The organism is Luteimonas sp. KH_071, from assembly GCF_057838005.1.
The window spans coordinates 3,610,188-3,631,709 of sequence record NZ_CM174458.1 but is presented as its reverse complement, the minus strand read 5'-3'; the positions used below and the strand labels follow the sequence as shown (position 1 = coordinate 3,631,709).

The 21,522-nt window shown below is 67.6% G+C and carries 19 protein-coding genes; 13 read left to right on the top strand and 6 right to left on the bottom strand.

The features are described 5' to 3' along the window. Nucleotides 1-22: 22 nt before the first annotated feature. The 6 genes from AC3IRM_RS16685 to AC3IRM_RS16660 all read left to right on the top strand — a co-directional run bounded on the left by AC3IRM_RS16685 (nucleotide 23) and on the right by AC3IRM_RS16660 (nucleotide 5,618). The gene (locus AC3IRM_RS16685; protein ID WP_489204204.1) at nucleotides 23-1,192 is read left to right on the top strand and encodes a hypothetical protein; all 1,170 of its coding nucleotides are present in this window, start codon (nucleotides 23-25) and stop codon (nucleotides 1,190-1,192) included. A 154-nt stretch (nucleotides 1,193-1,346) separates the two neighbouring features. Then, the gene (locus AC3IRM_RS16680; RefSeq protein WP_489204203.1) at nucleotides 1,347-1,913 is read left to right on the top strand and encodes a hypothetical protein; all 567 of its coding nucleotides are present in this window, start codon (nucleotides 1,347-1,349) and stop codon (nucleotides 1,911-1,913) included. Nucleotides 1,914-1,923: 10 nt separating this feature from the next. Further along, nucleotides 1,924-2,124, top strand: a complete 201-nt coding sequence (locus tag AC3IRM_RS16675; protein WP_489204202.1) for a helix-turn-helix transcriptional regulator — start codon at nucleotides 1,924-1,926, stop codon at nucleotides 2,122-2,124. Then, nucleotides 2,121-3,647 carry an alpha/beta hydrolase gene (locus tag AC3IRM_RS16670; RefSeq protein ID WP_489204201.1) on the top strand — a complete coding sequence of 509 codons (1,527 nt, stop codon included), beginning with the start codon at nucleotides 2,121-2,123 and terminating at the stop codon, nucleotides 3,645-3,647. Before AC3IRM_RS16675 ends, AC3IRM_RS16670 begins: the two co-directional genes overlap by 4 nt. A gap of 46 nt (nucleotides 3,648-3,693) precedes the next feature. After that, complete coding sequence (locus AC3IRM_RS16665) at nucleotides 3,694-4,440, top strand: ABC transporter ATP-binding protein (protein WP_489204200.1); 747 nt, start codon at nucleotides 3,694-3,696, stop codon at nucleotides 4,438-4,440. Further along, nucleotides 4,437-5,618 carry an ABC transporter permease gene (locus AC3IRM_RS16660; RefSeq protein WP_489204199.1) on the top strand — a complete coding sequence of 394 codons (1,182 nt, stop codon included), beginning with the start codon at nucleotides 4,437-4,439 and terminating at the stop codon, nucleotides 5,616-5,618. Before AC3IRM_RS16665 ends, AC3IRM_RS16660 begins: the two co-directional genes overlap by 4 nt. Nucleotides 5,619-5,748: 130 nt before the next feature. On the opposite strand, the gene AC3IRM_RS16655 is transcribed toward AC3IRM_RS16660, so the two are convergent. Then, on the bottom strand, nucleotides 5,749-6,717 hold the full coding sequence (locus AC3IRM_RS16655) for a LysR family transcriptional regulator (RefSeq protein WP_489204198.1): 969 nt from the start codon (nucleotides 6,715-6,717) through the stop codon (nucleotides 5,749-5,751). Between the two features lie 123 nt (nucleotides 6,718-6,840). On the opposite strand from AC3IRM_RS16655, the gene aceB reads away from it, so the two are divergent. From aceB to AC3IRM_RS16640, 3 genes are all read left to right on the top strand, one after another. Further along, the gene (gene aceB / locus AC3IRM_RS16650) at nucleotides 6,841-8,457 is read left to right on the top strand and encodes a malate synthase A (RefSeq protein WP_489204197.1); all 1,617 of its coding nucleotides are present in this window, start codon (nucleotides 6,841-6,843) and stop codon (nucleotides 8,455-8,457) included. A 126-nt stretch (nucleotides 8,458-8,583) separates the two neighbouring features. After that, a complete protein-coding gene (gene aceA / locus AC3IRM_RS16645; RefSeq protein ID WP_489204196.1) occupies nucleotides 8,584-9,915 on the top strand; it encodes an isocitrate lyase in 1,332 nt (443 codons plus the stop codon). A 463-nt stretch (nucleotides 9,916-10,378) separates the two neighbouring features. Beyond that, nucleotides 10,379-10,708 (top strand): hypothetical protein, encoded by a 330-nt coding sequence (locus tag AC3IRM_RS16640; protein WP_489204195.1) that lies wholly within the window; start codon nucleotides 10,379-10,381, stop codon nucleotides 10,706-10,708. A 164-nt stretch (nucleotides 10,709-10,872) separates the two neighbouring features. Here the strand turns inward: AC3IRM_RS16640 and AC3IRM_RS16635 are convergent, their stop codons facing one another. Beyond that, a complete protein-coding gene (locus AC3IRM_RS16635; protein WP_489204194.1) occupies nucleotides 10,873-12,966 on the bottom strand; it encodes a S9 family peptidase in 2,094 nt (697 codons plus the stop codon). 165 nt (nucleotides 12,967-13,131) lie between these two features. Between AC3IRM_RS16635 and AC3IRM_RS16630 the strand changes: the two genes are divergently transcribed. Continuing rightward, entirely contained in the window at nucleotides 13,132-13,623 is a 492-nt protein-coding gene (locus AC3IRM_RS16630) for a hypothetical protein (protein ID WP_489204193.1), read from the top strand. Here the strand turns inward: AC3IRM_RS16630 and AC3IRM_RS16625 are convergent, their stop codons facing one another. Together AC3IRM_RS16625 and ubiK are read right to left on the bottom strand one after the other, a co-directional pair. Then, a complete protein-coding gene (locus AC3IRM_RS16625) occupies nucleotides 13,624-15,123 on the bottom strand; it encodes a YifB family Mg chelatase-like AAA ATPase (RefSeq protein WP_489204192.1) in 1,500 nt (499 codons plus the stop codon). It lies immediately after the preceding gene. A gap of 10 nt (nucleotides 15,124-15,133) precedes the next feature. After that, nucleotides 15,134-15,424 (bottom strand): ubiquinone biosynthesis accessory factor UbiK, encoded by a 291-nt coding sequence (ubiK, locus tag AC3IRM_RS16620; RefSeq protein WP_489204191.1) that lies wholly within the window; start codon nucleotides 15,422-15,424, stop codon nucleotides 15,134-15,136. A 217-nt stretch (nucleotides 15,425-15,641) separates the two neighbouring features. On the opposite strand from ubiK, the gene AC3IRM_RS16615 reads away from it, so the two are divergent. After that, complete coding sequence (locus AC3IRM_RS16615) at nucleotides 15,642-15,980, top strand: P-II family nitrogen regulator (protein ID WP_310233002.1); 339 nt, start codon at nucleotides 15,642-15,644, stop codon at nucleotides 15,978-15,980. 79 nt (nucleotides 15,981-16,059) lie between these two features. Here AC3IRM_RS16615 and speE read toward each other — a convergent pair whose 3' ends face one another. Continuing rightward, nucleotides 16,060-16,911, bottom strand: a complete 852-nt coding sequence (speE, locus tag AC3IRM_RS16610; RefSeq protein ID WP_489204190.1) for a polyamine aminopropyltransferase — start codon at nucleotides 16,909-16,911, stop codon at nucleotides 16,060-16,062. Between the two features lie 167 nt (nucleotides 16,912-17,078). Between speE and AC3IRM_RS16605 the strand changes: the two genes are divergently transcribed. After that, nucleotides 17,079-18,932 (top strand): M48 family metallopeptidase, encoded by a 1,854-nt coding sequence (locus AC3IRM_RS16605; protein ID WP_489204189.1) that lies wholly within the window; start codon nucleotides 17,079-17,081, stop codon nucleotides 18,930-18,932. Nucleotides 18,933-19,008: 76 nt separating this feature from the next. Beyond that, nucleotides 19,009-20,898 carry an arginine decarboxylase gene (gene speA, locus AC3IRM_RS16600; protein WP_489204188.1) on the top strand — a complete coding sequence of 630 codons (1,890 nt, stop codon included), beginning with the start codon at nucleotides 19,009-19,011 and terminating at the stop codon, nucleotides 20,896-20,898. Between the two features lie 12 nt (nucleotides 20,899-20,910). On the opposite strand, the gene AC3IRM_RS16595 is transcribed toward speA, so the two are convergent. Next, nucleotides 20,911-21,357, bottom strand: a complete 447-nt coding sequence (locus AC3IRM_RS16595; RefSeq protein WP_489204187.1) for an EF-hand domain-containing protein — start codon at nucleotides 21,355-21,357, stop codon at nucleotides 20,911-20,913. Nucleotides 21,358-21,522 lie beyond the last annotated feature (165 nt).

Below are 21,522 nucleotides of genomic sequence, written 5' to 3'. Positions count from 1 at the left end.
CGGAAGAGGAAGTGGAACCGGGATGGACACCGATACTCGCACTGCACACGACCCCGAGATCGCCGCGCTGATGCCGCCTGCGGCGGACGCGGCGCCGGCGAAACGTGCCTGGTGGCGTCGCCTGCTGCCGGTACTCGGCGGATTCGTCGGTGGTGGCGTGGTCGGTGCGGGCGTCGCGGCCATCGGTCTGCCACTACTCGAAGCGCTGCCGCCATCGACGGGGTTCGCGGTGCTGGCCGGGTTCTTCCTGTCGCTGTGGCCGCACATCGTCGTGCACGAGGCCGGTCATGCGGTGGCGGGACTGTCGCGCGGCATGCACGCGATCGCGTTCGGCGTGGGGCCGCTGCGCTGCGAACGCGGGGGCGACGACCGCTGGCGCTGGCGCAACGGCGGTGGCATCCGGGGGATCGGTGGGTTCGCGGCGCTGTTGCCGCGAGGCAGCCGCGGCCTGTCGCGGGCCGACCAGATGGTGTTCCTGATCGGCGGCCCGCTGGCAAACCTGTTCACCGCGGCGCTGCTCGCTGCGCTGGTCGCGTGGCTGCCGATGCCGGCCTGGCTGACCGGCACGCTGATCGGCGTGGCGCTGGGCGCGGCGACACTGGGACTGGGCAATCTCATTCCGTTGCATGTGCAGGGCTGGCGCTCGGACGGGCGCGGCCTGCTCGACCTGCTGCGGCGTACGCCCGACGCCGCGCTGCAGTTGCAGATCAACCAGCTGATGGCGCTGAGCCTGGCCGGCGTGCGCCCGTGCGACTGGCCGGAGGCCGCACTGCCGGCCGGAGACGCCGTGATCGCCAGCAGCGGCCTGCAGCAGACCGCGCAGATGCTGCGGCTGTCGCGGGCGATCGATCGCCGCGATGCCGAGGCCGCCCGACCCGAGGCTCTGGCGCTGACCGCGACCTTCGCCACCGCGCCCCCGGTCTTCCAGAGCGGCATCGCGGTCATGCTCGCCAGCCATGCCGCATTGCTGGTCGAGGACCGCGCGTTGCTATCGGCCTGGCGCCTGCGTTGCGAGGGCGGACTGATGGATCTGTCGCCGTATCGCGCATGGCTGGATGCGGAGATCGCCCGGCTGGACGGTGACGACGCGGCAGTCGGCATGCACGTCGAGCGCGCGCGCGGCCTGATCGATCGGATTCCCGACGCGGCGAGCCGCCTGGTCTTCGCGGAACGGCTGGCCGTGCTGGCGTAGCGCGCCGCCGCGAGCGCGGGCGCAGGCAAAGCGCGTTGTTCGTCGAGGGCCTACGCGCTCCGACGATTGTCGATCGTGGTGTCAAGGGTGCTTGACAGGTCGTGGATCGATCCACGATGCTCGCTGTCAAGCTCACTTGACACATGGACCCGCCATGTCACGTTCACGCCTCTTCTTCGGTCTTGCCCTGGGATTGATGGGCGCCGCCATCGGTCTGCGGTTCGGCATGCCCCAGGTGTCGCGCTGGGTACCCTTGCTGGTGCTGCTCGCCGGCATGGGCCTCATCGCCGCGGCGGTGCTCACCGCGGAGCGGGACTGCGCGACCGCATTCGGGCCGGCGCAGCGCCGCTACACGCGCGAGCTGCTGATCGGCATGGCGGCCTACGTGGGGCTGCTGATCGTCTCGCTGGTCCTGCTGCGGGAGATCGACGCGCCGGCGCTGCGTGCGGTCATCGCCCTGCTGCCGATCGTGCCGATCGCGCTCGTGCTGCGCGCGATGGTGCGCTTCATCCGCGGTGTCGACGAACTCCAGCAACGCATCGAACTCGAGGCGGTCTGCATCGCGGCCGCGCTGGTGTCCTTCGGTTACATGACCGCCGGCTTCCTGCAGGCCGCGCGGGTCATCGACGTGCCGGCGAGCGCGGCGATGCTGTGGGTGTTCCCGCTGGTGTGCGGCACCTATGGCCTCGCGAAATCCGTCGTCGCGCGGCGGTACGGATGAGGCCGCCGGCATGAGGAGCCGGGTGCGCGAACTGCGCGAGGCCAGCGGTTGGTCACAAGCACAGCTGGGCGAACGTCTGGATGTATCGAGACAGACGATCAACGCGATCGAAACCGGAAAGTACGACCCCAGCCTGCCGCTGGCATTCCGGATCGCACGCGAGTTCGCCGAGCCCATCGAATCCATTTTCCTGTTCGAGGACGTTCCATGAGAGCAATCAGGTTTTCCCTGCTGGCGCTGGCCGCGGGCGCGACGCTCGCCGGCTGCAGCGGCGGTGCGCCCGCGCCCACCGGAGGCGATGACGCGCGACCGGCGCGCATGTTCGGGCAGACCCCGTTCCACGCCTGCACGCTCGACGGCGGCAATGCCGCCACGCGCGTCGAGGCGCAGTGCGCGACCTTCGAGGTGCCGGAGAACCCGGATGCGGCGGATGGCCGCAGGATCGGCCTCAACATCGCCTGGCTGCCTGCGGACGCAAGCGACGGCGGCACCGCCGACCCGGTGTTCTTCCTCGCCGGCGGACCCGGCCAGGCGGCGACCGAACTGGCCGCGCAGATCAACGCCGGCCTGCGCGAGGTGCGCCGCCAGCGCGACATCGTGCTGGTCGACCAGCGCGGCACGGGCGATTCGAACCCGCTCACCTGTAGCGGCGCCGACGGCGAACCCCTCGAGCTGGACACCGTCGCCCTGCCGAGCGACGCCGTGATCGATGACTACGTGTCGCGCTGCCTCGCCGGCCTGGAAGGTCGCGCCGATCCACGCTTCTACACGACCGGCAATGCGATCCGGGATCTCGACGCCGTGCGCGCAGCGCTCGGGGCCGAGCAGATCAATCTGGTCGGCGGGTCCTACGGCACGCGTGTCGCGCAGCAGTACGCGATGGCGTATCCGCAGCACACGCGCAGCATCGTGCTCGACGGCGTCGCGCCCAATGACCTGGTGATCGGGGGCGAGTTCGCGCACACCTTCGAGGACGCCCTGGCGCTGCAGTCGAAGCAGTGTGCGCAGGACGCCAAGTGCCGCGAGCGCTTCCCCACCGACCTGCAGGCGCAGTTGCGCGGTGTGCTGGATACGCTGCGGGCCACGCCCGCCGCGGTGACCTATCGCGATCCGACCACCGGCGCCGAAGCGCAGGGCACGATCACGCCGGACACCGTGACCGGTCTGGCGTTCCTGTTTTCCTACCAGCCGCAGACCGCATCGCTGCTGCCGCTGATGCTCGATGAAGCGGCGCAGGGCCGCTACGGCCCGCTGATGTCGCTCTACCAGCTGATGAACAGCAGTTTCGGCGGCTCGATGACCCGCGGCATGCAGTGGTCGGTGATCTGCGCCGAGGACGCGCGCCAGTATCGCGAGGATGGCCGCGCGGCAGGCACCATTCTCGGGCCGGACGTCGCGCGCATGTTCTTCGGCGCCTGCCGTACCTGGCCGACCGGCACACCACCGGCGAATCACACGGCGGCGCTGCAGTCCGACGTGCCGGCACTGCTGATGTCGGGTGAACTCGATCCGGTCACGCCGCCGGCCTATGCCGAGCGCGTGCTGGCCGGCCTGCCGAACGGCCGGCACCTCGTGTTCAAGGGCCAGAGCCACGGCACGTTCGCGCTGGGCTGCGCGCCCAAGCTGCTCGCGCAGTTCATCGAATCGACCGATGCGAAAGCACTCGACGCCACGTGCCTCGATGCGATGCGTGCGGTGCCGCCGTTCACCAGCTTCAACGGGTGGTCGCCGTGACCGCGCCTCGCCAGTCGACTTCCCTCTTTCTTCCGGAGCTCCGCCGATGATCACGGCCCAGCAACTGCACAAGGCGTTCAAGACGAAGACCGGTACGGTCAAAGCGGTCGACGGCGTCGACTTCACCGCCGAGGACGGCCGCATCACCGGCCTGCTCGGACCCAATGGCGCCGGCAAGACGACGACGCTGCGCATGCTCTACACGCTGATGAAGCCCGACAGCGGCCAGGTCCTGGTCGACGGCATCGACGCGGCACAGGACCCGGCTGCGGTGCGCCGCGTGCTCGGCGTGCTGCCGGACGCGCGTGGCGTCTACAAGCGCCTGACCGCACGCGAGAACATCCGCTACTTTGGCGAGCTGCATGGTCTGTCGAAGGCGGAGATCGTCGAGCGCACGCGCGTGCTCAGCGAACAGCTCGACATGGGCGAGATTCTCGACCGCCAGACCGAGGGTTTCAGCCAGGGCCAGCGCACCAAGACCGCGATCGCGCGCGCGCTGGTGCACGACCCGCGCAACGTGATTCTCGACGAGCCGACCAACGGCCTGGATGTGATGACCACGCGCGCGATGCGCGAATTCCTGTTCAAGCTGCGCGATGACGGCCGCTGCGTGATCTTCTCCAGCCACATCATGCAGGAGGTCGCTGCGCTGTGTGACCGCATCGTCATCGTCGCCAAGGGCCGCGTGGTGGCCGACGGTACCGCCGACGAACTGCGCGAGCGTTTCGGCAAGCCGAACCTGGAAGACGCGTTCGTCAGTGCGATCGGTTCCGAGGAGGGCCTGCTGGCATGAGCAACCTGAAATGGATGTGGTGCGTGGTGCGCAAGGAGCTGCTCGACATCGCGCGCGACCGGCGCACGCTGTTCATGGCGCTGCTGCTCGGCCCGCTGATGTATCCGCTGCTGATGCTGGGCATGAACTTCATGGCCGAGAAGCGCATGAAGACCGAGATGGACCGGGTGCTGGAGGTGCCGGTGATCGGCGCCGAACACGCGCCCAATCTCGTCGCGCATCTGGCGACGCTCGGCATCCAGGCCGTCGACGCACCGGCGGATCTCGAGGCGTCGATCGCCAGCCAGGACATCGACGTGGCGATCGAGATCCCGGCGAGCTTCGCCGAGGACTGGCATGCCGGTCGACCGGCGACGGTCGAGATCATCAGTGACAGCACGCGCCGCAACGCCGAGACGCCGGTGCGCCGCGTGCGCACCGCGATCGCCGCCTACGGTCAGCAGGTCGGCGCGCTGCGCCTGCTCGCCCGCGGCATCGATCCGGCGGTGGTGCAACCTGTCGCGGTCGGCACGCGCGACACGGCGAGCGAGGAAGCCAAGCGCGGCATCATGCTGGCGGTCCTGCTGCCGTACCTGCTGATCCTGTCGAGCTTCATCGGCGGCTCCTATCTGATCCTCGACGCCACTGCGGGCGAGCGCGAACGCCAGTCGCTGGAGCCGTTGCTGGCCACGCCGGCCTCGCGCGGTGCGATCGTCAGCGGCAAGATCGCCGCGGCCTGCATCATCGGTATGTGTTCGCTGCTGCTCACCTTGCTCGCGTTCAAGATCAGCGCACAGATGGGCGGCGGCTCGGCGCGGCTGCTCGATGTCAGTTTCGGTGCGATCGGCAAGATGCTGCTGGTGCTGCTGCCGATGCTGTTCGTCGGCACCTCGCTGCTGACGTTCCTCGCCGCGACCGCCAAGAGCATGAAGGAAGCGCAGAGCCACATCGTCTGGCTGATGCTGCTGCCGATGGTCCCGAGCTTCGTGTTGATGATCAATCCGATCAAGACCGAGCTGTGGCAGTTCGCGGTGCCCTTCCTCGCCCAGAACCAGCTGCTGCTGAAGATCATCCGCGCCGAACCGATCGCACCGGAGGTGTGGGGTGTGTATCTGGGCGCGAGCCTGGCGCTGGCGGCCGCGCTGTGGATGCTGGCGGTGTGGCGCTATGGGCAGGAGAAGCTGGCGGTTGCCGGCTGATCCGCTTCGTCTTTTCGATACATCGAAAGCCCGGCTTCGGCCGGGCTTTCCTGTCTTGGAGCGTCCAAGGCATCGCGACACGCAATTGCACTGTCAGACGGCGCCGCGGAACGCGCGGCCCAGGTAATCGTTACCGCTCCGAATGCCCTGCGTCCTCGTGATCCCGCCGCACGAACAGATCCGGCCGGATCAGTTCGATGAACGCCCGCGCCTGCGGTGACAGCACCTTGCCCTTGCGGACGACCACGCCATAGGTGCGCGGGGGAAACCATTCGGAGACCGATCGCGTCGCCAGTCGTGCGCTGTCGCTGTCGTCGAGGCAGATCGCACTGACGATCGAAATGCCCATCCCCATTGCGACGTACTGCTTGATCACCTCCCAGCCGCCGACTTCCAGGGCCACGGTGTACGGCACGCGGGCCTGCTGGAAGACCTGGTCGACGAGCCGGTAGGTGATCTGGCGTTTGGGCGGGAGGATCAGGCCATAACGGCCGATCTCTTCCAGAGTGAGTGTCTTCGCGCGGGCGAGGGCGTGATCGGGCGGGGTGAGCAGGATGGGATCGAACCGGTAGACCGGCGCGTAGCTGAGGTCGCCGGGCACGTCCACCATCGATCCCACCACGAGATCGACCGCATCGCTGCGCAGCAGGTCGGTCCCGTCGGCGGTGATCGCGTCCTGCAGCGTCAGGCGCACATCCGGATGCTGGCGGCGGAACAGGTCCACGATGCGCGGCAGCAGATAGAGGATCGTCGAGCTGTTCGCCGCGACCGTGAGTTCGCCGGCATCGAGACCACTGATCTCACGCCGGAACGCCGCCGGCAGGCCGTCGAGACCCTCCACCAGCGGGGTCGCCAATGCATAGAGCACTTCACCCTCGCGGGTCGGCACCAGCCGCCGGCCGCTGCGCTCCAGCAACTTGACCCCGAGCTCGCGTTCCAGCGCCTGCAGCTGCAGCGAAATCGCCGGCTGACTGACGTAGAGCGCCTCTGCGGCCCGTGAGACTGAGCCCAATCGCGTGGTCTGACAGAACGCACGCAGCGGTTTGAGCCGGTCGCTCTTGTACGGAAACCTGAGGTCTGACGGGGACTTGGCGGACATCGCAGTCTTCGTATAAGTGCAGCTGATGATAGTCATTGACAGAACTCGGTTGTCAAATATCAGCCGTGGGAGGACGGTCTGCTGCACCGCAATAGCGCTGCTGCACACGAAAGGACCGCTCCCGTGAATGCCGTGATCAAGTCTGTTCCTCCCGCTCAGGATCCGCGTATCACCCTGCCCGCCGGCGCCCCGGCCGACCTGCTGGACGCTGCCGCGCTCGCGTTCCTGGCCGATCTGCACGACCACTTCGACGCCCGGCGGCTGGATCTGCTGGCCGCGCGCTGCAATCGGCAGGCCGCGTTCGATGCCGGCGACCTGCCTGACTTCCGCGCTGAAACCCGGTCGATCCGCGACGCCGAGTGGCGCGTGGCACCGCTGCCGGCTGCGCTGCGCGACCGCCGGGTCGAGATCACCGGGCCTGTCGATCCGAAGATGGTCATCAACGCGTTGAACTCGGGCGCGAACTGCTACATGGCCGACTTCGAGGATTCGACGTCGCCCACATGGGACAACCTGCTGACCGGCCAGCGCGCGCTGCGCGATGCGATCAAAGGCACGCTGAGCTTCACCTCGCCCGCCGGCAAGCGTTATGCGCTCAAGCCGGAGGACCAGCGTGCGGTGCTGATCGTGCGGCCACGCGGCTGGCACCTGGACGAGAAGCACGTGCGCATCGACGGCGCCCCGATGTCGGGCGCGCTGTTCGACGCCGGGCTGTTCGCCTTCCACAACGCGCACGCGCTCGCGGCGAAGGACCGGGGCCCGTATTTCTACATCCCCAAGCTGCAGTCGATGGAAGAGGCGCAGCTGTGGGACGACGTGCTGGCCCACATCGAACGCACGCTCGGCCTGCCGGCCGGCCAGATCCGCGTGACCGTGCTGATCGAGACGTTGCCGGCCGCCTTCGAGATGGACGAGATTCTGTACGCACTGCGGGACCGCATCGCCGGGCTCAACTGCGGCCGTTGGGATTACATTTTTTCCTACCTCAAGACGTTCCGTCGCCACCGCGACCGCGTGCTGCCCGAGCGCGCGCAGGTCACGATGACGCAGCCGTTCCTGAAGGCGTACTCGGAACTGCTGGTGCAGACCTGTCACCGCCGCGGTGTACATGCGATGGGCGGCATGGCGGCGCAGATTCCGATCGCGGGCGACGAGGCGGCGAACGACGCCGCGATGGCGCGCGTGCGCGCCGACAAACTGCGCGAGGTCACCGCCGGTCATGACGGCACCTGGGTCGCGCATCCGGCACTGATTCCGCTGGCGAAGCAGATCTTCGACGAGCGCATGCGCGGCCCGCACCAGCATGCGATGACGCGCGACGACGTGCTGGTCGACCGCGACGATCTGATCGCGCCATCCATCGGCACGATCAGCCGCGCTGGGTTCGACGGCAATGTCGAAGTCTGCGTGCGGTACATCGCCGCCTGGCTCGACGGCAACGGCTGCGTGCCGATCCACCACATGATGGAGGACGCCGCGACGGCCGAGATCGCCCGCGCGCAACTCTGGCAGTGGATCCACTACGCCGACGACGGCCACGCGCCGCTGCATCTCGACGACGGCACCGCGATCGACGAGGCCCTGCTCGACCGCGTGCTGCTGTCGCTGCCGTCCAAGCTCGCCGGCCAGGACATTCCCGGCGCGGTGCGCGTGGCCGAGGCCATCGCGTTGCTCGAAGACCTCACGCATCGCGACACGCTCGAGGACTTTCTGACGCTGCCGGCGTACGCGCGCCTGTGAAGCGCTGTGATTGGTGAATTCGTGATTCGTGATTGGACACATCCAAAGCACGGTCCGACGCCGATCAGCCGCTCTTGCGAATCACGAATCACCAATCACGAATCACTACTCCGAAGGAGTTCCGCCATGACCACCCGCCAGCAACAGATCGACGCCCTGCAACAGGACTGGACCACCAATCCGCGCTGGAATGGCATCCAGCGGCCGTATTCCGCCGCCGACGTCGTGCGCCTGCGCGGCAGCGTGCAGCCCGAGCACACACTCGCGAAACGTGGCGCCGAGAAGCTGTGGAATCTCATCAACGGGGATGCAAAGAAGGGCTACGTCAACGCCTTCGGCGCGATCAGTGCCGGCCAGGCGATGCAACAGGCCAAGGCCGGCCTGGAAGCGGTGTATCTGTCCGGCTGGCAGGTCGCGGCCGACGGCAACAGTTCCGAGACCATGTACCCGGACCAGTCGCTGTATGCCTACGATTCTGTGCCGACGATGGTCCGCCGGATCAACAACACCTTCCAGCGCGCCGACGAGATCCAGTGGAAGAACATTGCCGACGGCAAGCTCGACGAACGCGACGCGATCGACTTCTTCCTGCCGATCGTCGCCGACGGTGAAGCCGGGTTCGGTGGCGTGCTCAACGCCTACGAGCTGATGAAGAACATGCTCGTCGCCGGCGCCTCGGGTGTGCATTTCGAGGACCAGCTGGCCGCGGTCAAGAAGTGCGGCCACATGGGCGGCAAGGTGCTGGTGCCCACGCAGGAAGCCGTGCAGAAACTGGTCGCCGCGCGTCTGGCCGCGGACGTGCTCGGCGTGCCGGCGATCGTGCTCGCGCGGACCGACGCCGAGGCCGCGAACCTGCTGACCTCCGACTTCGACGCCAACGATGCGCCCTTCGTCACCGGCGAGCGCACGGCCGAGGGCTTCTACAAGGTGCGCAACGGTCTGGAGCAGGCGATCAGCCGCGGCGTGGCCTACGCGCCGTATGCGGATCTCGTGTGGTGCGAGACCGGCACGCCGGACATCGGCTTCGCCCGCGAGTTCGCCCAGGCCGTGCACGCCAAGCACCCCGGCAAGCTGCTGAGCTACAACTGCTCGCCGAGCTTCAACTGGAAGAAGAATCTCGACGACCGCCAGATCGCGAGTTTCCAGGACGACCTGGCCGCGCTGGGTTACAGGTTCCAGTTCATCACCCTGGCCGGCATCCACATCAACTGGTTCAACAGCTTCCAGTTCGCCCACGATTACGCCCGCGGCGAAGGCATGAAGCACTACGTCGAACAGGTGCAGGAACGCGAATTTGCCGCGCGCGACAAGGGCTATACCTTCGTCTCGCATCAACAGGAAGTCGGCGCGGGCTACTTCGACGACGTGACCACGGTGATCCAGGGCGGTGCGTCGAGCGTGACCGCGTTGACGGGCTCGACGGAAGAGGCGCAGTTCTACGGAAACAAGGCGGCCTGACGCGCAGGTCCCTCAGGGTTGCGGCGGCTCCTTCCGACTCAGGCGGGAGCCGCTCGTGGTCGCGCACCGATCGGCATATGCTGCGGTCTTCGACGGTCGAGTTGCGTCCAGGTGCCAAGCGACCGGCTCGAATGCTGGTGAGATCGCCTGGTCAGAAAACTGCAGGCGGAACTGGTTGCGTTGTCGATGCGGGCGGAGATCGACTCCAGCGCACTGCACAATGCGCGTGGATCAAGGGCGCGGAATCCAACGTACCAGCGGGTCGGGAACCGCGACGGCCGACGGTCAACCGGCTCCAGAAGTGCTTGATGGCACTCGATCGGGCGGCGTCAAGTGAATACGCATAACCACCATAAACGCTGGTGCATGGAGGCGTATGCGCCGACGCACGGCCCAAACGCCACAATCCGACAACCGAATGAGCGTCCCGATATTCTAGTCTGCGTGACTGGACGACCTTTTCATGCAGGAGCAGGCCATGCGGATATCACGAGCGATTCTTCTTTCGATTGCGTTCACGGGGTTCGGAGCCTCCGGTGTTTCGGTGCTGGCATCCGATACGCCCCAGTCCAACTCCGCCGAAGCGCTCACGACCGACGATGCGTCGGCCCAGGCAAGCCCGGCATCGCAGCGTCAGGCGGAGCGCACGATCTGCACGCGCGAAAAGCCGATCGGCAGCAACCACACGAAGCGTGTATGCCGCAAGGCTTCTGAAGCGGAGGCGTTGCGAAAAGACAGTCGCGATGCGCTGCAGAACGGAACCCGCCCCCAAGGGATGATCCGGCTGGATTGAGTCACCCGGACTGTGTCGCGTGAGTGCAGTGATTCCGGTTCGGCGCACCGTCGCGAGGCAGGCGACCTGCCAACCGGAGGCGTTCGCAGTTGCTCGAGGTCGCGTTCAGACGGATCGCAATCGCTCGAATGCGGGCTGGCAACTTGCCAGCCCGCGAACCTGTTCTACTTGCGCACTTCCTGCGTATGCGACTTCAGCGCGTCCGCAAGGCCCGGCACGCCATCGGCGCCGGTCGGCACGGTGATGCTCGAGCCCTTGAACTCTTCGCCGATCGACTGTGAACGTCCGCCGAGGCAGGTTTCGAGGAAGCCCTCGGCCACTGCGTTGAACGCCTTGTTGTTTTCCGGCCTTGCGAAACCATGGCCTTCGTCGGGGAACAGCACGTAGGTGACCGGGATGTTCTTCGCGGTCATCGCTTCGACGATCTGGTCGCTCTCGGCCTGCTTCACACGCGGGTCGTTGGCGCCCTGGCCGATCAGCAGCGGCCTGGTGATCGCATCGGCGCGGCTCAGCGGCGAACGTTCGGTCAGCCAGGCTTTGCCTTCCTCTGTACGCGGGTCGCCCATGCGCCGGGTCAGCTGCTCGAAGAAGCTCGCCCAGTACGGCGGCACCGTCGACAGCAGCGTGTTGAGGTTGGCCGGGCCGACGATGTCGACGCCGCAGGCGAAGGTCTCCGGCGTGAACGTCAGGCCGACCAGCGTGGCGTAGCCGCCGTAGCTGCCGCCCATGATCGCGACCTTGTCGGACGTGGTGACGCCGCTGTCGACTGCCCACTGCACGGCGTCGATCAGATCGTCGTGCATCTTCCCGGCCCACTCACCGTTGCCGGCGTTGGTGAAGTCCTTGCCGAAGCCGGTCGAGCCGCGGAAATTGACACTCAGCACCGCGTAGCCGCGATTCGCCAGCCACTGGTCCATCGCGCTGTAGCCGTAGCCGTCGCGCGCCCACGGGCCACCGTGTACCAGCAGCACCATCGGCACCGGCGCATCGGCCTTGCCGTCGCTGTCGGCGTCTGCGTGCCTGGGCAGGGTGAGATAGCTGACGAGCGTCAGGCCGTCGCGCGACTTGAGTTCCAGCGGCCACATCGGCACCAGCGGCTTGCCGTCGAGCGCGGGACGGCCGGAGAACAGTTCGGTCAGTGTGCCTTCGGCACCGTTCTCGCCGCGGTCGTAACGGTAGTACTTCACCGGCGACTCGGCGGCGGAGTACGCGACCAGCCAATGGCGATCGTCGAGCGTGCGGCTGTTGATCGAGACCTCGCCCGGACCGATCGCTTCGAGCCTGGCGAGATCGGCCTTGATGCCGTCGTCGAGCGTGGTCCACTCCTCGCGCAGATAGTTCACCGACACCGCCTGCAGCACGCCGGTGCGCGGATCGGTCAGGCTGCCGCCGACGTCCGCGCGCGGATCCTGGTGCACGAGGGTCTTCTCGCCGCTGGTGGTTTCGATCGCATACAGCGCGGCCGTGTTGCGCCCGCGCGAGTCGGACATGTACAGCGTCCTGCCGTCTTCGGTCAGCCCGGCCGGCGCGGTGGTCAGGACATCCTCGAACGGAATGTCGTCCTGGACTTCCCAGGCATCGCCGTTGCGACGCAGGACGTCCATGCCGCCGTCGGGCCGGCTGCGCGACGCGAAGCGCAGGGCATAGTCGGCATCGGCGATGTAGCCGGCGATCTGGTCGGTGTTCTGCTCGACCAGCGTGCGCGCGCCGCTGGCCAGATCGACCTTGTAGAGATCGTGCCATTGCGCATCGCGATCGTTCATGCCGACCAGCAACGTGTCGGGCTGGCGATGGCTCACGCCCACGACCTGCGCGGTGGTCTTCGGAAACGGCGTCAGGTCGCGCGCCTGCGCGCTGTCCACGTCGACCGCGAAGAGATGGAAATCCTCGTCGCCGCCGGTGTCGCGCAGATACAGCAGCGTGCCGGGCCTGTAGGTCCAGAAGTAACTGCGGATGCCGCGCGCGGTGTCCTGGGTGACCGCCTTCGCCGCGCCCGGGTTGTCGGCCGGTGCAACCCAGACATTCATCGTGCCGTCGACCGGTGCGATCCAGCTGAGGTACTGGCCGTCCGGGCTCAACTGCACGCCGGCGCGCTCCGGATTGCCGAACAGCGCCTCGCGCGGAATGAGTTCGACATCGGCGAGCGTCGTCGGCGCAGCAGCGGCGGGCGGCTGCACGGCAGGATCGGCAGGTTCGTTGCGACCGCCACAGGCGGCCAGCGCGACGGCGATGCCGGTCGCGAGCAGGAGTTGGCGCATCGTGACCCCTCAATGTGAATAGTGCAGCGCGACGCTACCGCGGCGGCAGACTCAGGGTGTTGGAAAGCCGTTAAAGCGCCGGGGTGACCAATGACATGGTGTGACTGGACGAGCTCCTACCAGGCGCCTACATTCCAATGACCTAGGGATTCGAGGAACAGGGGAATGAGAAGGATTCTGGCGATTCTGGTGGCCGGTCTTTTGTGCACTGCGGGTGCGGCTGCGGCGACGGCAGACGACCATCCGAATCTGGATGCGAACGCGATCCGTGACCAGCAACGGGACATCCGCGCGGCGGTCGAAGCGGGTCGCGGTGCATACAAGGAGTTGCCCGATGCAAAGAGGCGCGAGCTTCTCGGGAAACAGGATCGTGTGCTGGCGTTGATTGCGGACCGGTCGCGCACGACGGAACTCAACGAGTATCAACGGATCGAGTTGTTCAACAACCTTGAAGCGATCCAAGCCATCGTCAACTCGGCCGAGGACGAGCGCATGATCTGCCGCCGCGAGCGGCCGACCGGGACCAACCGACCGCAGACGATCTGCAAGACAGTTGCGGATCGTCGAGCGGAACGGGACGCGGTCGAGCGCGACACCGGCCGCCGTACAATTCAATGTTCCGAGGCCACGATGGGGCCAGGCGGCTGTCAGAACTGATCAGTGACCGGTGCCTGCGCCGCGATAGCCGAGCGCTTCGGTGAGATGCAGCGTCGCAATCGCTTCGCTGCCGTCGAGATCGGCGATCGTGCGCGAAACACGCAAGATTCGGTGCATCGCGCGTGCGGATAAATGCAAAGCCTCGATCGCGCGTTCGAGTAGCGCCTGGTCTTTCGCCGTCAGCCGACAGTCGCGCGTGGTTGCGCTCTGGTCGAGGCGGGCATTGAGCGTGCCGGCGCGCGCGTGCTGCCGGTCGCGCGCCGAGGCGACGCGCGTGGCAACGTCGGCGCTGGGTTCGCCGCCCGGCGCATCGGGGCGTAGCGCCGAGGGTGGCAGTCGCGGTACGTCGACGTGCAGGTCGATGCGATCAAGCAGGGGGCCCGAGATACGCGCGCGGTAACGGGTGATGGCGTCGCTGCTGCAGCGACATCGGCTGGAAATGTCACCGGCCCAGCCGCACGGACACGGATTCATCGCAGCGACCAGCTGGAAGCGCGCAGGGAATTCACTCTGGCGCGCGGCGCGCGAGATCGTGACGACGCCGGACTCCAGCGGCTCGCGCAGCACCTCCAGCGCATGGCGTTGCCACTCGGGAAGCTCGTCGAGGAACAGCACGCCGTTGTGCGCCAGCGAGATTTCGCCGGGGCGCGGTTCGGCGCCGCCACCGACCAGCGCCACCGCGCTGGCGGTGTGATGAGGATTGCGGAATGGACGCGTGCGCCAGGCAGTCGGGTCCAGGCCGCGCCCACTGACCGATAACACCGCCGCGGTTTCCAGTGCCTCGGCCTCGCTTGCAGGCGGCAGCAGACCGGGCAGACGTGACGCCAGCAATGTCTTGCCGCATCCGGGCGGCCCGACGAGCAAGAGGTGATGTCCACCGGCCGCCGCGATCTCCAGCGCGCGTCTTGCCTGCGCCTGGCCGCGCACATCGCGCAGGTCGATCGTCGGAATCTCGCGCTGCGGTGGCGGTACGGCCTGCGGTAGTGATTTCTGGCCGCCGAGCATCGCGCAGACTTCGAGCAGCGTGCGCGCGGTATGCACGGCGACATCGGAGGCGAGTGCGGCTTCGGCGCCGTTCGCCGCCGGCACCAGCAGCGAACGTCCGGTGCCGGCAACTGCAAGCGCGGCAGGCAGCGCACCATCGATCGCGCGCAGTTCGCCGGTCAGGCCGAGTTCGCCGACGAACTCCCAGTCACGCAGGGCGTCGGCGGGAATCTGACCGCTCGCGGCGAGGATGCCGAGCGCGATCGGCAAGTCGAAACGGCCGCCTCCTTTTGGCAGGTCGGCGGGCGCGAGATTGACGGTGATGCGGCGCGCGGGGAATTCGTATTGCGCGCACTGGATCGCGGCGCGCACCCGGTCCTTGGCTTCACGTACCGCGGCTTCCGGCAATCCGACGATCGACATCGACGGCAGTCCGCCGCCGAGATGCACTTCGACCTTGACCTCGGGGGCGCGGATGCCTGCGCGCGCACGTCCGTGCACGAGCGCAAGTCCCATGGCGTGTCCTCTAGTGGGCGGCGCTGCTCGCGTTGCCGGTCGACGCGGCGCTCGCAGGCGAGGACTGGGCCTCGATCTGGCGCACCTGCGCTTCCAGTGCTTCCAGCTTCTCGCGCGTGCGCAGCAGCACCGCGCGCTGCACTTCGAATTCCTCGCGGGTCACGAGCTCCAGCTTGGTCAGGCCCGACTGCAGCACGGCCTTGAAGTTTTCCTGGATCTCTTCGCGGCTCTCACGCAGGCCCGGCGGCACCAGACTGCTGAGGCGGCGGGCGAGTTCGTCGACGGAGTTCAGATCGATCATCACGGTGTCCTTGATTGCATGGCCAGACTCGCCCGGCAGGTTCATGCATGCCGTCGGCAGCGGCCGTGGGGCGCGGTAGGGGAATCCCGGCGCCGGGAGGGGCGGCACTACAGCATGTGGGTGGGACCGCGACAAGCCGCGGTTGCAGCGATCGTGTGGGGCGTCGTGTGAGCGTGGCGTATCCTGTGCCCGAATCCATACCGGGGAGGCCCATGCGATGAAAATGGTCATGGCCATCATCAAACCGTTCAAGCTCGACGACGTGCGCGAAGCGCTCGCCGATGTCGGCGTCAACGGCATTACAGTCACCGAAGTGAAAGGCTTCGGCCGCCAGAAGGGCCATACCGAGCTCTACCGTGGCGCCGAGTACGTCGTCGATTTCCTGCCGAAGGTGAAGCTCGAAATCGTGGTGACCGACGACATCGTCGACAACGTCGTCGAGTCCATTCTCAAGTCGGCCGGCATGGGCAAGATCGGCGACGGCAAGATCTTCGTCTACGACCTCGAGCGCGCGGTGCGGATCCGCACCGGCGAGCTCGATTCCGACGCGATCTGACGCCACGCGGCGCCGTAACGCACGAGGCCCCGCGATGCGGGGCCTCGTCGTCTCTGCAGCCGACCGCCGAAGCCCGCGCTCAGCCCTCGCCGAGCGCCTTCGCCACGAACGGCGGCAGCGACTGCGCGCCCTTGTGGATGTCGGCGGTGTAGTACAGCGTTTCGAACGGCTTGGCGCGGGCGTCGGCTTCGCGGAAGTCGAAGCCCTGGCCCTTGCGCGCCAGCGTGCAGCTCCACCAGCCGGTCGGGTAGCAGGGCTGCGGGAAGGGCAGGGTCTGGAAGGTGGTGAAACCGGCCTTGCCCATCTCGGCGCGCATGGCCTGGATGAGATCCAGCAGCACCAGCGGCGATTCCGACTGCTGCACGAGAATGCCGTCGTCCTTCAGCGCGCGATGGCAGCTTTCGAAGAACGCCTTGTTGAACAGGCCTTCGGCCGGGCCGACCGGATCGGTCGAATCGACGATCACGATGTCGACGCTGTTTGGGGCGCAGTTCGCCATGTAGGCGATGCCGTCGTCGAACAGGATCTCGGCGCGCGGGTCGCCATTCGATTCGCACAGTTCGGGAAAATACTTCTCCGCCATACGCGTGACCTGCTCGTCGATGTCGCACTGCACGGCCTTCTCGACGCCCGGGTGGCGCAGCACTTCGCGCAGCGTGCCGCAGTCGCCGCCGCCGATGATGACGACGGTCTTCGGCGCGGCGTGGGTGAACAGCGCCGGGTGCGACATCATCTCGTGATAGAGGAAGTTGTCGCGCGTGGTGACCATCATCGCGCCGTCGATCAGCATGACGTTGCCCCAGTCGGTGCTCTCGTAGATCTCGATCTTCTGGAACGGCGACTGCACTTCGTCGAGCTTCTTGTTGACGCGGAAGCCGATCGCCGAGCCGGCGGAGTCGAAGTTTTCGTAGAGCCAGTTCGGGGCGGCCATGCGGGAATTCCGGGCGATTGCGGGGCGCGCATTGTAGCCGAGGCCCCGTGCCCGGCATGACGCGGCCTCGTTGCGCGCGGAGTGCCGCGGCTTCCCCGCGGCGGCCGGTCACCATAGGATTGGCGACGGGGATGCGCCGGGGGGCGCGGCAGGGGATGACAGGGATGATGTCGGAATCGGATCGCCGCGCGCGCGTCGCGCGACTGGAAACGTTCGCGCAGCGCGCGCCCATCGCATATCGGGTGCGGCTGGCGCTGTTGGCTGCGCTGGGGTTCGGTGTACTCGGCGGCGCAGTGCTGCTCGCGCTCGGCGTGTCAGTCGGGCTGGTCGTCGTGCTGCTCGCGATCAGCCCGGTGCTGCTGGCGAAACTGGCGAAGGTCGTGTGGATCCCGATCGCCTTCGGCTGGGTGGTGCTGCGGGCGCTGTGGGTGCGCTTCGAGCCGCCGTCCGGACGCCCGCTGGCACCGGGTGAGGCGCCAGCGCTGGTCGCCGAGGTCGAGCGTCTGCGGCGCGCCGCGAAGGCACCCCGGCTGTCGGGCATCCTGATCGACGACGAACTCAATGCAGCGGCCGCCAGCGTGCCGCGCGCGCTCGGACTGCTCGGCCATCGTCACTATCTGGTGCTGGGCCTGCCGCTGATGCAACTGCTCGACCGGCGCCAGTTCGCCTCGGTGGTGGCGCACGAGTTCGGCCACTTCGGCGGTGGTCACGGACGCTTTTCGGGCTGGATCCACCGCGTGCGGGTGAGCTGGTATCGCGTCCTCGACGGCCTGGCCGGCCGCGGTGCCTGGGCCAGCGGCACGTTCGAACGCTTCTTCCGCTGGTACGCGCCGTACTTCGACGCCTACAGCTTCGTGCTGGCCCGGCAGAACGAATACCAGGCCGATGCGATGGCGGCGCGGCTGACCGGCGCCGATGTTGCCGGCAGTGCGCTGGTCCGGGTCAACATCGGCGCCGCCCGGCTCGAGCACGAGTTCTGGCCGTCGGTGATCGAGGCCAACCGACGCGATGCGCAACCGCCGCGCGGCCTGCAGCGTGACATGGCGGCAGCCCTGCGCAGCCGTCATGCGGACGACGAGGCGCGCGTCGCCGATCGGCTGACCGCGCGCGCCGACGTGCACGACACGCATCCATCGCTCGCGCAACGTCTGCAGGCACTCGGCGTGGTCGCAGGCGATGCGCCGCCGCCGGCGCAAAGTGCGGCGGAGGTGCTGCTCGGCGATCTGTTGCCGGCGCTGGAAGCGGACTTCAGCGACGACTGGCGGCTGCGGGTCGAAGACGGTTGGCGCGAACGGCATCGCGCGCATGCTGCCGACAGCGATCGCCTCGGCGAACTGGAGGGCCAGATCGAACGCACGCCGGCCGAGGTCGTCGAACATGCCGCCCTGGTGGAGCGCCTGCACCCGCACGTGGATGCGGTGCCGCTGTATCGCGACGCGGTGCGCCGGGCGCCGGACGATGCATTCGCACATTACCGGTTGGGCGTGCTGCTGCTCGGGCGCGACAACCGCGCCGGCATCGACCTGTTGCACCGGGCGCGCATGCTCGACCCCGACGCTGGCGACGCGGTCAACGAGGTGCTGGCAGAGTTTCATCACCGGCACGACGAATTCGACGCACTCGACAGCGTGGTCGGCGACCAGCAGGCGCGCGATCGCCGGCGCCGCGATGCAGCGCAGGCGCGCAATGCGCTGTCCGTGCACGACACGCTGCTCCCGCATGGCCTGGACGCCGCCGCGCTGGACGCGGCCCGTGTCTCGCTGGCGAGCACCGGCAAGGTGGGTCGTGCGTGGATCGTGCGCAAGCACATCGATGGCGACCCGGCCGGCCCACCACACTTCCTGGTGCTGGTGAAGTGGCGGGGACTGGTGTTCGGTGAGGACGCGGCGCTGCAGCGCGTGGTCGACGCCCTCGAGCTGCCTGGGAGCTGGGTTGCGTTTACCGCGCCCAACCAGCGGCGTGTGGCGCGGCGTGTCCGCAAGTGTGCGGGTGCGCCCAGCTATCGCCACGGCGAGGCCTGAAGCGGGCGGTGTCACCACAGGTTCGGCTCCCAGCCCCTAGACTATGCGGCCTTCACGCCCGCCCGGAATGCCGCCGATGACCGCCTGGTCCACCGACCTCGCCCGCAAGACCTACTCGATCCCGCACTGGAGCGAGGGGTATTTCGACGTCGACGACGCCGGCCGCATCGTGGTCTCGCCGCGCGGCAAGCACGGCCCGTCGATCGCGTTGCCCGAGGCGGTGGACGCCGCGCGCGCGAACGGCGCACAGCTGCCGATGCTGGTGCGTTTCCCCGACATCCTCGGCGACCGCCTCGCGCGGCTGCAGGAGGCGTTCGCGCAGGCCCAGGCCGAGTGGGACTACCCGGGCGGCTATACGGCCGTCTATCCGATCAAGGTCAACCAGCACCAGGGCGTCGCCGGCACGCTGGCCACGCACCACGGCGACGGCTTCGGTCTGGAAGCGGGTAGCAAGCCGGAACTGATGGCGGTGCTGGCGCTGTCGCGGCCGGGCGGGCTGATCGTCTGCAACGGCTACAAGGACCGCGAGTACATCCGCCTCGCGCTGATCGGCCGCAAGCTCGGCCTGCAGACCTTCATCGTCGTCGAGAAGCCGTCCGAGCTCGCGCTGGTGATGGAAGAAGCCGCCGCGCTCGGCGTCAAGCCGGGCCTCGGCGTGCGCATGCGCCTCGCCTCGCTCGGCGCCGGCAAGTGGCAGAACAGCGGCGGCGACAAGGCCAAGTTCGGCCTCAATCCGCGCCAGCTGCTGGACCTGTGGAAGAAGCTGCGCGACGCCGGCATGGCTGATTGCCTGCAGCTGCTGCATTTCCACATGGGCTCGCAGATCTCCAACGTCCGCGACATTTCCAACGGCATGCGCGAGGCGGTGCGTTACTTCGTCGAGCTGACCAAGCTCGGCGCGACGATCAGCCACGTCGACGTCGGCGGCGGACTCGGCGTCGATTATGAAGGCACACGCTCGCGCAGCTACAACTCGGTCAACTACGGCATCCGCCAGTACGCCGGTTCCATCGTGCAGCCGCTGGCCCAGGCCTGCGCCGAGCATGGCCTCACGCCGCCGCGCATCGTCACCGAATGCGGCCGCGCGATGACCGCGCACCACGCGGTGCTGGTCGCCAATGTGTCCGAAGTCGAACGCGCGCCGGAGGGCCGCGTGCCCGACGTGCACGACGACGAACCGGCCGTGGTCGCGAACCTGCGCGAGCTGCATGCCGAGCTGACCTCGCGTCCGGCCGTCGAGCTGTTCCATGAGGCGCAGCACCACCACGCCGAAGGCCTGGCGCTGTACGCGCTCGGCCAGCTGGACCTGACCCATCGCGCGCGCATCGACGATCTGTTCTATGCGATCGCGCACGCGGTACGCGCGCGGCTGAGCTATGACGAGAAGAGCCACCGGCCGCTGCTCGACGAACTCAACGAGCGCCTGGTCGACAAGTACTTCGTCAACTTCAGCGTGTTCGAATCGATGCCCGACGTGTGGGCGATCGACCAGGTGTTCCCGATCGTGCCGATCGAACGCCTGGACGAGATGCCCGAGCGTCGCGGCGTGATCGCCGATCTGACCTGCGACTCCGACGGCAAGATCGACATCTACGTCGAAAACGAAGACCTCGACACCTCGCTGCCGCTGCATCCGCTGCGCAAGGGCGAGCAGTACCGGCTCGGCTTCTTCATGGTCGGCGCCTACCAGGAAATCCTCGGCGACATCCACAACCTGTTCGGCGACACCGACGCGGTGGAAGTGAAGATCCAGGGCGACGGCATCACGGTCGTGCAGCAGCGCCGCGGTGACACCACCGACGTGATGCTGGACTACGTGGGCTACAAGCTGGCGGACCTGCGCGCGCGCTACACCGCGCTGGTGGACGATGCCGCGCTCGCGGCGGATGAGTCGCAGCGGCTCAAGGACGCGCTGGAAGCCGGGCTCACCGGCTACACGTATCTGGACGACACACCGCTGGAGTGACGCGCCGGGCGGTCAGGGCGCGTCCACGCCATGCAGTTGGCGCGCTTCGCGCAGCGTCACCTGGCCATCCTTGTCGAAGTCGGCCTGCAGCAGCAGGCCGAGCTGCACCTGCTGGTAGTTGTCCAGCGTGATGCGTCCGTCCCTGTCGACGTCGTAAGCAGCGAATGTGGCAGAGATGGCCTTCGATTGGATGTCCGGCGGAAGCTGCGAAGCGCCGGCATCGAGCTGCTGCTTGCGGATTTCCGCATAGCTCAGCAGGCCGTCTCCATCGATGTCGTGCTTGCGGAACACGATTGCCGTCGCGGCGTGGCTTTCGGCAGCCGTGATCACGCCATCCTGGTTCGCGTCCGCGAGTTGGAACATGAACTCGACATGGGCAGCGCCGTGCGGGTTGGCCTGGGCCGGCGTCGCGCCGAGCAGCAACAGCGGCACGAGTGCCGCGATACGGATTCCTTTCATGGGCATGGCGTCCTGCCGTGGGTGTGGCGGACACGTTAGCAATGCGGCTGCGCGCGCAGGGCCGCGTCGTCGCATCGGAATTTTCTGCACGCATCGTCATCCCTACGCGTCCCGGCGACATGCAGCAGCCCGTCGGTGTCGCCAATCGAACGCGATGTTGGGTCT

Coding starts and splice junctions, on each gene's coding strand:
- ubiK (WP_489204191.1), bottom strand. CDS start 15,424: ATGATCGATCTGAACTCCGTCGACGAACTCGCCCGCCGCCTCAGCAGT.
- AC3IRM_RS16655 (WP_489204198.1), bottom strand. CDS start 6,717: ATGTCCGCCAAGTCCCCGTCAGACCTCAGGTTTCCGTACAAGAGCGAC.
- AC3IRM_RS16640 (WP_489204195.1), top strand. CDS start 10,379: ATGCAGGAGCAGGCCATGCGGATATCACGAGCGATTCTTCTTTCGATT.
- AC3IRM_RS16665 (WP_489204200.1), top strand. CDS start 3,694: ATGATCACGGCCCAGCAACTGCACAAGGCGTTCAAGACGAAGACCGGT.
- AC3IRM_RS16615 (WP_310233002.1), top strand. CDS start 15,642: ATGAAAATGGTCATGGCCATCATCAAACCGTTCAAGCTCGACGACGTG.
- AC3IRM_RS16685 (WP_489204204.1), top strand. CDS start 23: ATGGACACCGATACTCGCACTGCACACGACCCCGAGATCGCCGCGCTG.
- AC3IRM_RS16605 (WP_489204189.1), top strand. CDS start 17,079: ATGTCGGAATCGGATCGCCGCGCGCGCGTCGCGCGACTGGAAACGTTC.
- aceA (WP_489204196.1), top strand. CDS start 8,584: ATGACCACCCGCCAGCAACAGATCGACGCCCTGCAACAGGACTGGACC.
- speE (WP_489204190.1), bottom strand. CDS start 16,911: ATGGCCGCCCCGAACTGGCTCTACGAAAACTTCGACTCCGCCGGCTCG.
- AC3IRM_RS16595 (WP_489204187.1), bottom strand. CDS start 21,357: ATGAAAGGAATCCGTATCGCGGCACTCGTGCCGCTGTTGCTGCTCGGC.
- AC3IRM_RS16660 (WP_489204199.1), top strand. CDS start 4,437: ATGAGCAACCTGAAATGGATGTGGTGCGTGGTGCGCAAGGAGCTGCTC.
- AC3IRM_RS16670 (WP_489204201.1), top strand. CDS start 2,121: ATGAGAGCAATCAGGTTTTCCCTGCTGGCGCTGGCCGCGGGCGCGACG.
- AC3IRM_RS16625 (WP_489204192.1), bottom strand. CDS start 15,123: ATGGGACTTGCGCTCGTGCACGGACGTGCGCGCGCAGGCATCCGCGCC.
- AC3IRM_RS16635 (WP_489204194.1), bottom strand. CDS start 12,966: ATGCGCCAACTCCTGCTCGCGACCGGCATCGCCGTCGCGCTGGCCGCC.
- AC3IRM_RS16680 (WP_489204203.1), top strand. CDS start 1,347: ATGTCACGTTCACGCCTCTTCTTCGGTCTTGCCCTGGGATTGATGGGC.
- AC3IRM_RS16675 (WP_489204202.1), top strand. CDS start 1,924: ATGAGGAGCCGGGTGCGCGAACTGCGCGAGGCCAGCGGTTGGTCACAA.
- speA (WP_489204188.1), top strand. CDS start 19,009: ATGACCGCCTGGTCCACCGACCTCGCCCGCAAGACCTACTCGATCCCG.
- AC3IRM_RS16630 (WP_489204193.1), top strand. CDS start 13,132: ATGAGAAGGATTCTGGCGATTCTGGTGGCCGGTCTTTTGTGCACTGCG.